We start from the raw sequence: 11,145 nt of genomic DNA, 5'->3' as shown, positions 1-11,145 counted from the left end.
GATGAAGATGGCGAGATCACGACAGCAACGGTGAACATCGATATCACCGATATCGACAACACCTTGCAGGATGACAGCCAGACCCTGGGCGAAGATAAGTCTGCAACCATCGACGTGCTGGATAATGACAGCATTGTGGATGGCGGGACGATCACAGGCCTGAGCCAGCCCGAGCATGGCACCGTGGTGCTGAACGACGATGGCACCGTGACCTATACGCCGGATGCAAACTACAACGGCACCGACAGCTTCACCTACACGGTGACGGACAACGATGGGGAAACTCAAACCGCGACCGTCAACCTGAGCGTTGATCCGGAGAATGATAAACCTGTTGCTGTTGACGACACCTTTAGTGGTCAGGAAGATCAGGCGATCACCTTTACGGTCAATGACCTGCTGGGGAATGACAGTGATGTGGATAATGACAGCCTGTCTATCGCACAAATCAACGGTGTAAATCTGGATAATATCCCAGAGGAAGGCATTGATCTGGGCAATGGGACGCTGACATTTGATGCGGAAAACGGGACCTTTACCTTTACGCCGGATCAAGACTGGAGTGGTAGTGAGAACCTGACCTACATCGTGACCGATGGAGAAGGTGGTGTTGCACAAGCGAATATCGCACTGAACGTGGATGGTGTGGCTGATACACCAAATCTGGCCGTATCTATCGTTGAATCTGACGAGGCCGGGACGTTTGATGTGAACGTGTCTGCGGCGATTACGGACATTGATAATTCGGAAAGCCTGACCATCACGATTGCCGATTTCCCGGAAGGCGCCGAGTTTAATTTGGGCAACGTGGTTGACGGTGTATTGGTGATCAGTGGGGACGATCTGGATCGTCTGGACGAACTGACCATGACTGTGGACGGGGAAGTCAGTGACTTTAACCTGACGGTGACAGCAACTGCGACAGAACCAAACGGTGATGAGGCGAGTACTACGCTGACAGCCAGCCCGGACTTTGATCCGTTGGCGCAGGATGATGACTTGAGCGGTCTGGAAGATCAGCCGATCACTTTCTCTGCTGCGGGTCTGTTGAGCAACGATAGTGACCTTGACGGGGATAGCCTTCACATTGTTGGCTTCGATCAACCGGAACATGGCGAAATCGTTGACAATGGCGATGGCACTTATACCTTTACACCGGATGCGAACTGGAACGGTGAAACCGACTTTACCTACACAATCAGCGACGGTAATGGCGGGACGGACAGCGCGACTGTCACCATTGATGTGACAGGTGTGAATGACGGGCCGGTCGCGCAGAACGACGAGGCCAGCACGCAAGAAGATAAATCTGTCAAAATTGATTTGCTGGATAACGACAGCGACCTGGATGGCGACAATCTGACGATTACGCAAATCGATGGTCAGGATATTGCGGTCGGGGAAACTGTGGATGTCGGCAACGGCAGCGTGACCTTGAATGCCGACGGGACAGTGACGTTTGCACCAGATGGTGATTATTCAGGTTCTGAAAGCTTCGAATATACGGTTTCCGATGGCACAAGCACACAGACCGCAACAGCGACTGTAGACATTGAAGCGGTCGCGGATGCGCCTGAGATCGGGATTGAGATTGGTGCAGGTACAGATGTTTCTGCTTCTCAAATTCCGCATGGGATTAGTCACGTAATTTATGAACTGGCGGATGGCACGACCGTCAAGATTGATGAATATCCGGGCGACAACAAAAACCCGGCGGATCCATCGCGTTGGATTGATGAAATTGAAGCGGAATATGGTCAGGCTGTTGAGGGCTACACCATTAAGGCTGGTCAAAATCATTATGATGAGTCTGGTAATCAGGTTGCTGATATTCCGAACCAAGCGGATGAAGAAACCACGGTTGGGGAATTGGGCGGCGACGGCGGTCCGATCACAGCGGGCGGCGGTTATACCGAATATCCGGTTGATATTACTGTCGGCCTGACGGATGAAGATGGTTCTGAAAGCTTGTCTTCTGTGACCTTGAGCGGTATTCCGGACGGGGCAACCCTGATCGTGAATGGCGTTGAAGTCGAGGTGACGGATGGGAGTGCCACTATTGCGTCCGATAATCTGGAGAATATGTCTATCCGCGTGCCGGACGGGCAAGGGTCCTTCAACCTGAGTGCTTCTGTCACATCCGTTGAAAGTTCCAATGACGACGAAGCGACATCCACCGCGTCTGCAAGTGTGGGTGGTTCTGACGTGAACGATGCACCGGATGCGCAGAGTGATGTCGCAAGTACGCAGGAAGATGCATCTGTTCAGATGGACCTGTTGGCGAATGACAGCGACCTGGATGGCGATACATTGACCATTACACAAATCGATGGTCAGGATATTGCGGTCGGGGAAACTGTGGATGTTGGCAACGGCAGCGTGACCTTGAATGCCGACGGGACAGTGACGTTTGCACCGGATGGTGATTATTCAGGTTCTGAAAGCTTTGAATATACGGTTTCCGATGGCACGACGACCCAGACCGCGACAGCCACTGTAAATGTGGAAGCGGTTGCGGATGCGCCGGATATTGATATGAGCCTTGGTGCAGGGACGGTTGTTGTCCTTGATGGGGATGCCGGTGAAACGGGCGAGATCAATCAGGATAATTACAACTCTACTGACAACGGCTTTAGCGTAACCGGTCGAACTGTTGATGGAAATGGTACTCTGTCTGAAGCGTCTGCGGACAATGTTAGCCCGCATCGTGACGGGTTTGGCGTGAACGGCAGCAGCACAGGACCAAGCGAGCATATTGGGGAGCGCGAAGGCGTTTCTGAAGAGCTGATCGTCACATTTGATGAAGATGTGTCTTCTGCTTCTATCGAAGTGAGCCGTCTATTCCCGAATGAAGGTGGGGCTGGCGCGCATGAGCAAGGTCAGTATGACATTTATCGTGATGGCGTGAAGGTTGGCTCCGGCACCTTTACGGCGGAAAGTTCAACGGGTCGTCTGGAACTGAATATTGAAAGCAGTGATGGCGGCGGGTTTGATCAGATTGTGTTTACAGCATCTGACACCCTGTCTGACGGCAGCTCGAATACGGAACATTCCGATTATTTGATCACGTCTATCGAGTACGAGACAGTGGGGGATGCGGGCGAAACCGTTATCGACTTCCCGCTGGATCTGAGCGTTGCTGAAACCGATGTGGATGGGTCTGAAACCTTGTCTGACGTGACCTTGACGGGTCTGCCGGATGGTGCCGTCATCCTTGTGGATGGGGAAGAAGTCTCTGTCACAGACGGGTCTGTCACGCTGGACAGCACAAATCTGGATAACGTTGTGATCCGTGTGCCGGAAGGCAGCGAAGACTTTAACCTGACGGCTTCTGTGACCTCAACAGAACCGAATGGCGATAGCAAAACTTCGCAGACTTCCATTGCGGTGGATGTACCGGACGTCAATGAGGCCCCGGAAGCCGCAAATGATCTGGCTGGGACCAACGAAGATACATCTGTTGTGATGGACCTGTTGGGCAACGACACGGACTTGAACGGCGATACATTGACCATCACGCAAATTGACGGTCAGGACATTGCGGTTGGTGAGACTGTGGATGTGGGCAACGGCACGGTGACCTTGAATGAAGACGGCACTGTCACCTTTGCACCGGACGGGGATTATTCTGGCTCTGAAAGCTTTGAATATACCGTTACAGACGGCACGGAAACCACAACAGCGACCGCTACTGTCAATGTGGAAGCGGTTGCGGATGCGCCGGATATCACCATGAGCCTTGGCGCGTCAAGCGTTGTGGAAACAGCAGGTGATCCGGTTGATGTGACCATTGGGTCTGACAACTATATGGACGGCGATAGCGGCTTTACGGTCACAGGTCGTTCGATTGTAAATGGCGAATTAACAGAAGCATCTGTCGATAATATCGGCGTGAAAACCAATTACCCGCAAGGCTTCGGCGTGTCGGGTGCCTCTTCCGGTGATCAGGTGGAAATCGGTCATGACAACACAAGTGGTCTGTCTGAACAATTGATCATTGATTTTGATAATGATGTGTCCTCTGTTGATGTTTCCTTCTCTTGGAAACATAGCGGTGAAGATGCAACCTTCGAGCTTTATAAAGATGGCGTGAAGGTTGGTGAAGGCACAGTTGTTGGCGGGAGCGACGGTATTGATCCGGCGGTCACCCTGTCTGCTGAAAACGGGTCCGACTTTGACCAGATCATCTTTAGCGCACCGGGTAATGGCGATGACTATCTGATTAACTCCATTGAGTTTGAAAGTGCGACAGAAGGCGAAACATTTATCGACTTCCCGCTGGATCTGAACGTTGCGGAAACCGATGTGGATGGGTCTGAAACCCTGTCTGACGTGACCCTGACGGGGCTGCCGGATGGTGCCGTCATCCTTGTGGATGGGGAAGAAATTTCTGTCACAGACGGGTCTGTCACGCTGGACAGCACAAATCTGGATGACGTTGTAATCCGTGTGCCGGAAGGCAGCGAAGACTTTAACCTGACGGCTTCTGTGACCTCAACAGAACCGAATGGCGATAGCAAAACTTCGCAAACCTCTATCGCGGTGGATGTACCGGACGTCAATGACGCACCGGAAGCCACAAATGATCTGGCTGCAACCAGCGAAGATACGTCCGTTGTTATTGATCTGTTGGACAACGATACGGACCTTGATGGGGATGCCCTAAGCATTACGCAAATCGATGGTCAGGACATCGCGGTTGGTGAGACTGTGGATGTGGGCAATGGCACGGTGACCTTGAATGAAGACGGCACAGTGACCTTTGCACCGGATGGGGATTATTCTGGCTCTGAAACGTTTGAATATACCGTGACCGATGGCACAGAAACCACAACAGCGACAGCGACGGTTGATATCGAAGCGGTTGCGGATGCACCGGATATCGAGATGTCTTTGGGGCAGCCAACACAGGTGAGTGTTGATGGCGGGCCGGGTGAAACCACAACCCTGTTTAACACATCATTTAGTGGCTATGATGGTGGGTTCTATGGCGGTCAGGTTGATGGCTGGAACACCTCTTCTGATGCGATCGAAGTTTGGGAAAATGGTTATGGTCAATCCGGTGATGGTTCTTATATCGAATTGAACGATGATCTGAACGATCACTTTGATGACGCCACAAGCATCAACCGGACAATTGATACTGAAGAGGGAGCGACTTACAGCTTCAACTTTGACTACTCAGGCCGTCCGGGCTTCGATGAAAATGTCAATGCGATTGAAATCCGTGTGAACGGTCAAACCGTTGCGGAATTTAGCCATGACAATGAAAATGGCTATAACAACAACTGGCAGGATGGTTCCTTCGAATTTACAGGCAATGGCGAGCCGATGAATGTCGAGTTTGTCTTCGTCGGTGATGCGCAAGATCAAGGCCGTGGCATGTATATCGATAATATCGAAGCCACGCAGACTATGCCGGATGTGGATGATGTTTATTTCGACTTCCCGCTGGATCTGAATGTTGCTGAAACCGATGTGGATGGGTCTGAAACCCTGTCTGACGTGACCTTGACGGGTCTGCCGGATGGTGCCGTTATCCTTGTGGATGGGGAAGAAATTTCTGTCACAGACGGGTCTGTCACGCTGGACAGCACAAACCTGGATGACGTTGTAATCCGTGTGCCGGAAGGCAGCGAAGACTTTAACCTGAGGGCTTCTGTGACCTCAACAGAACCGAATGGCGATAGCAAAACTTCGCAAACCTCTATCGCGGTGGATGTACCGGACGTCAATGATGCACCGGAAGCCACAAATGATCTGGCTGCCACAAACGAAGACTCATCTGTTGTGATGGACCTGTTGGGCAACGACACGGACTTGAACGGCGATACATTGACCATCACGCAAATTGACGGTCAGGACATCGCGGTTGGTGAGACTGTAGATGTGGGCAACGGCACGGTGACCTTGAATGAAAACGGCACTGTCACCTTTGCACCGGACGGGGATTATTCTGGCTCTGAAAGCTTTGAATATACCGTTACAGATGGTACGGAAACCGCAACAGCGACGGCCACTGTAAATGTGGAAGCGGTTGCGGATGCGCCGGCGTTGAACTTCTCCCTCGGGACACCTGAAACGGTGAACGTGGAAGGCGAAAGCCAAACCGGCAGCATCAATGTTCATAACTATGACAGTACTGATGGTGTGAGTGTCACTGGCTACGACTGGAACTGGGTCGAAGGTGGCGATAGTTCCGGCGGCGCATATGGCAGCGGATCACATGGTGGATCAAGTGGCGGGTCACACGGCGGTTCCAGTGGCGGTGCCTACGGCGACTCCAGTGGTGGTCACTGGGTTGAAGTGGAAAACGCCAAAAACGTTGCGGAAACAGGCGGTGGCATCGGTGTCGATGGGCATGGCGGTGATGACAATATCAATGATGGGGAGAAACTGATCTTCTCCTTCGATGATGATATGTCTTCTGTCGAAGTGATCTTTGACTCCTTTAGCTACAACGAGCATGCGTCTTACGAGCTGTATCAAGATGGTCAGCTTGTCGGATCTGGAACATTTGACGGCAATGACCGTTGGGATGATACTTTCACCTTTACAGCAACAGATGGTCAGTCTTTCGATCAGTTTGTTGTGGTCGGGGAAGGATGTTCCGACTTCCATATCGAAAACCTGACCTACACAACGGCTGTTGGGGAAGACACACCTTATGTGGAATATCCGATCAACTTGAGTGCAACAGAAACTGACGTGGACGGGTCTGAAACCCTGTCCGGCGTGACCTTGTCGGGCTTGCCGGCTGGCGCTGTTCTGTTGGTGGATGGCGAGGAAGTCGAGGTAACAGACGGGTCGGTTACGATCTCGTTGGATAATATCGATGACGTGAAAATCCGTGTACCGGAAGGCAGCGAAGACTTTAATCTGAGCGCGGCTGTGACCTCGACAGATGGTAGCGACACTGCGACCACGACGCAAAGTGTCACGGTCAGTCTGCCGGATACAAACGATGCGCCAGTGGCCACAGATGACGATCTGGTCGCAACCGAAGATCAGGCCGAAACGTTTGATTTGATTGCCAATGATACGGATGGGGATGGCGATAGCCTGACGATTACCCAAATCGGTGGTCATGATGTTGCAATTGGTGACACGGTTGATGTCGGCAACGGCACTGTGACCTTGAATGCGGATGGCTCAATCAACTTTATGCCGGATGCCAACTTCTCCGGGGAAGTCTCGTTTGATTACACCGTGAGTGACGGTAATGGCGCCACGGATACGGGCACAGCTTCTATCGATGTGGCTGGTGTGGCTGACGGGGCACAAGTTGATGTCAGCATCGGTAGCGGCAGCATTGTGGGTGCAAGCTCACCAGCGGTCGAATATCCGGTCGAGTTTGCCGTGACCATGGGTGATAGCAGCGAAAGTCTGGCGGATGATAGTCTCAGTGTTGACTTGTCGTCCGTACCGGCTGGCTCGGTTCTGGTGATTGGTGATGCGACAGTAACGGTTGGCTCGAACGGCGTTGTGACGGTGACAGGCGGTGACGATGTCAGCGTCGACGGTACCACGCTCCATATCCCAAGCGAGACATTGGGCGAGGGCATGAGCGTCACAGGCACTTTGACCGTCCCAAGTGATGCCCGCGGCAACCATGGTGTGTTTGATCTGACGGCAAGTGCGCAAACTGTTGATGGGAGTGATGTCAGTGATGCTGCATCAGATACCGAACAGGTGGGTACAGGCTCCGATATCGGTGGCTCATCTGATGCGGTCGTTGAAAATGTCCCCCATGAATATACGGAGTTTGACGAAGCCGTTGATGAACTTGGCAGCCACCAAACCGTTCAGGGGACTGGCGGCAACGATAGGCTGACAGCACACGATCAGGACTGGGCGACAAGTGGTCGTGAAGTCTATGAAGGCGGCGCTGGTAATGATGTTGTGGGTGAAAGCAACAACAACTGGGGTGAGGACGTCATGGCTGGCGGGTCCGGCAATGATACCCTGTATGGCGGTGCTCAAGACGACATCATTTATGGTGATAGCGGCAACAATCTGGACTCGATCCCGGATAACAACCCGGACAACGGCAACGATACACTGATTGGTGACTCAGGCAACGATACCCTTTATGGGGAAGGTGGCGATGATGTGCTGATCGGTGGGGCCAACGATGACTTCTTGGTCGGTGGTTCTGGTGACGACATTCTGGATGGTGGGGCCAACGACGATCTGCTGCATGGCGGATCCGGTGACGACACCCTGTATGGCGGCAGCAACAATGACACCCTGTACGGCGGGTCTGGTGATGACACGATGTATGGCGGGACCAATGACGATACAATGTTCGGCAACAGCGGCGATGATGTGATCTATGGTGAAGGAAACAACGACACCATTGATGGTGGCGCTGGTGACGATACATTGGATGGTGGTGCTGGTAGCGATATCATCGAAGGTGGCGCTGGTGATGATGTGATCATCGGTGGTTCTGGTTGGGGCAACGATACGATGTCCGGTGGGGCTGGTGATGACTTGTTTATCTTTGACAAGGCAAACCATGACAGCGTCAACGGGCAGGATTGGGTTGATGGTGGCGCAGGCTACGATACAATCCAGTTGAACGGCTCTGAAGGATGGACGTTGACCATTACCAACGACGATGGCTCTCAAGATGTGGTGACGTCTGAATCAGCACAAATTGACGAGTACACCGACTCCTCCGGTTTGACGGGTCAGATCGATTTCGACGATGGCTCAACGGTCATTTTCGAAGGTGTCGAAAAAGTCGAGTGGTAAGCACTCAGTGCTTAAAGAAAAAGAAAAGGTCGCCGGTGAAAATCGGCGGCCTTTTTGATTGCCCGAAAGGTGTAAATTTGGTCTTCTATCCATCATGAGAAAAATGCCCGTTGCCGAGTATGAAAAGATTGGAAAGTTTGAGGTCAAGCGTCTGGTACGCTCGACCGGGAGTTCCGATCTTTATGAATGTTTTGATCCTGATCTGGAAACACGCGTTGCCATTAAGGTGTTTAACCCTAAAAAGAGACTTTTGGACGCATTGCCCTATGATCTGGACAATTGGCGGACCCGATTTATGCGCGAGGTCCGTATTTTGGCGCAGATTGATCACCCCCATGTGATTGCGGTACGCGAGTTGTCGTCAATTGAGGGACGACCTTTTTATGTCATGCCGTTTGTCGAGACCTGTTTGTTGTACGAGATCGGGACTGATCCCGGTGTGGAGGGATATGCCCCCGAACTGAGGACTGCGCCAAAGGCGACAAGGATCGGTGTTGCGCGTTCTGTTGAGTTGATGGTTCAACTGGCCAGTGCCTTAAGTGCGTTCCATGGGCGGGGTATGGTGCACCGCGACATAAAACCGGGCAACGTGCTCTTGACAAGACTGCATAGCGGCTTAGTTAAATTGTGTGATCCGGGCTTGATGAAGGCACCGGAAAGTGAAGAATCGATGTCTGGATATTGGGTCGGAACACGAGAATATCTCGCACCGGAACAAAGACGTAATGCAGCCGAGGTGGATGCGCGCGCGGATGTGTTTGCCTTGGGTGTTTTGGGGTATCGCATGATGACGGGGGACCTTCCTTCCGGTGTGCTAAGTGGCCCGCAGGAAGAGGCGGACGGTGTGCCGGATGAGCTGAACGACCTGATCATGCGCATGATGTCGCGCAAACTCAAGCGTCGACCTGCCCACGCGTTGGATGTTCTCAAGGAACTGGGACCGATCCGGGCAAAACTCAATAGAAACAGGGGAGCATAATGGCTGACTTACTGGAAAAGATTAAAAACTGGAAATTTCCGTGGAAAGAAATCGCCATGGGGGGAGAAGACGATAATCTGACTCAGTTGGCGCCCGACCTGCCCGACTCGCAGCAGGCTTTAGTGCGCAAACAGATGCAAACCTGTCTGGAGGCCAAGGGCGGCGAAGTGTCGGCACGCTCGCGTGCTGCTCAACTGGGCCAAGCCTATTTGAATTTGAATGAAACGGGCCGTATCCGGTTTTTGAATATCCTGATTGATGATTTTGCTACCGATCAAACCCGTGTGGATGAAGCGCTGAAAGCCTATCAGTCTGCACAGGATGCCGAAACGCGTCAGACGGGCGAGAATGAATTAAGACGGGCGTTGGAACCTGCGCGCATGAAGCTGTTGCGTCAGTTTAACGCCTTGCCGCAAGGGGTGAAGTTTCTGGTGGACCTGCGCGCTGATGTGATGAAAATGTCGAAAAAGGACAGTCGCCTAAAAGTACTGGAACGCGATTTGAAGGATTTGCTGATCTCGTGGTTTGATGTCGGCTTTCTGGAACTGCGTCGTTTGACATGGTCGTCCCCTGCCTCTGTTTTGGAGAAAATCACAGAATATGAGGCGGTCCATTCCATTACAAGCTGGAATGATCTGAAGAACAGACTTGCGCGCGATCGTCGCCTGTTTGCCTTTTTTCATCCCAATATGCCGGACGAGCCGTTGATCTTTGTGGAAGTCGCTTTGGTTAATGGCATGTCGGATAATGTTCAGGAATTGCTCGACGAGGATGCGCCTTTGCTTGATCCAGAGGAGGCGGATACGGCGATTTTTTATTCTATTTCCAACGCGCAAGCGGGCTTGGCGGGGATTAGTTTTGGTAACTTTTTGATCAAGAAAGTAGTGGCCCATATCTCCAAGGATATGCCGAACCTTAAAAACTTTGCGACCCTGTCGCCGATCCCTGGCTTTACCAAATGGCTGGATCAAACTTTGTCAGAAGGGGATAGCACGCTGTTGAACCCGAAAGAACGCAACGCCCTGAAAAAAGCCAGTGGTCAAAAAGGGCCGAAAGGCGGCTTGAAACATCTGTTGGAGACGGCCTCTTGGAAAGACGACCCACAAGCCGCAGATGCCTTGAAGGAACCATTGATGCGTCTGTGCGCGCGCTATCTCATGGATGCCAAACGCAAAGGGACGCGCCCGCTTGATCCCGTTGCCCATTTTCACCTCAGTAATGGGGCCCGGATGGAACGGATCAACTGGATGGGGGATATCTCGAAAAAAGGGATGGCACAATCTGCTGGTATGATGATCAATTATCTTTATAAGCTTAAAGATATTGAAAAAAATCATGAGCTTTATAGTCTGGATGGCAAAATTTCAGCGTCATCGCAGGTGAAAGCTCTCAAGAAAGGATAAGTC

General features: G+C 52.1%; 3 protein-coding genes. All 3 read left to right on the top strand.

Annotated elements, in window-relative coordinates; genetic code table 11:
* The first annotated feature begins 30 nt into the window (after positions 1-30).
* The 3 genes from Q397_RS0116345 (at position 31) to Q397_RS0116335 (ending at position 11,142) form a co-directional block, all read left to right on the top strand.
* Complete coding sequence (locus tag Q397_RS0116345; RefSeq protein ID WP_205618847.1) at positions 31-8,760, top strand: cadherin-like domain-containing protein; 8,730 nt, start codon at positions 31-33, stop codon at positions 8,758-8,760.
* Positions 8,761-8,854: 94 nt separating this feature from the next.
* On the top strand, positions 8,855-9,739 hold the full coding sequence (locus tag Q397_RS23045) for a serine/threonine protein kinase (RefSeq protein WP_084149094.1): 885 nt from the start codon (positions 8,855-8,857) through the stop codon (positions 9,737-9,739).
* A complete protein-coding gene (locus tag Q397_RS0116335) occupies positions 9,739-11,142 on the top strand; it encodes a malonyl-CoA decarboxylase (RefSeq protein ID WP_051610191.1) in 1,404 nt (467 codons plus the stop codon). The genes Q397_RS23045 and Q397_RS0116335 overlap by 1 nt, the downstream gene beginning before the upstream one ends.
* The last annotated feature ends 3 nt before the right edge of the window (positions 11,143-11,145 follow it).

Source organism: Terasakiella pusilla DSM 6293 (genome assembly GCF_000688235.1).
Taxonomy (GTDB): domain Bacteria; phylum Pseudomonadota; class Alphaproteobacteria; order Rhodospirillales; family Terasakiellaceae; genus Terasakiella; species Terasakiella pusilla.
The sequence above is the reverse complement of the archived record's forward strand: the minus strand, read 5'-3'. Positions and strand labels throughout refer to the sequence as shown.

Excerpts from the sequence above, each read along its gene's own strand:
- Q397_RS23045 (WP_084149094.1), top strand. The coding sequence starts at position 8,855 with ATGAGAAAAATGCCCGTTGCCGAGTATGAAAAGATTGGAAAGTTTGAG.
- Q397_RS0116335 (WP_051610191.1), top strand. The coding sequence starts at position 9,739 with ATGGCTGACTTACTGGAAAAGATTAAAAACTGGAAATTTCCGTGGAAA.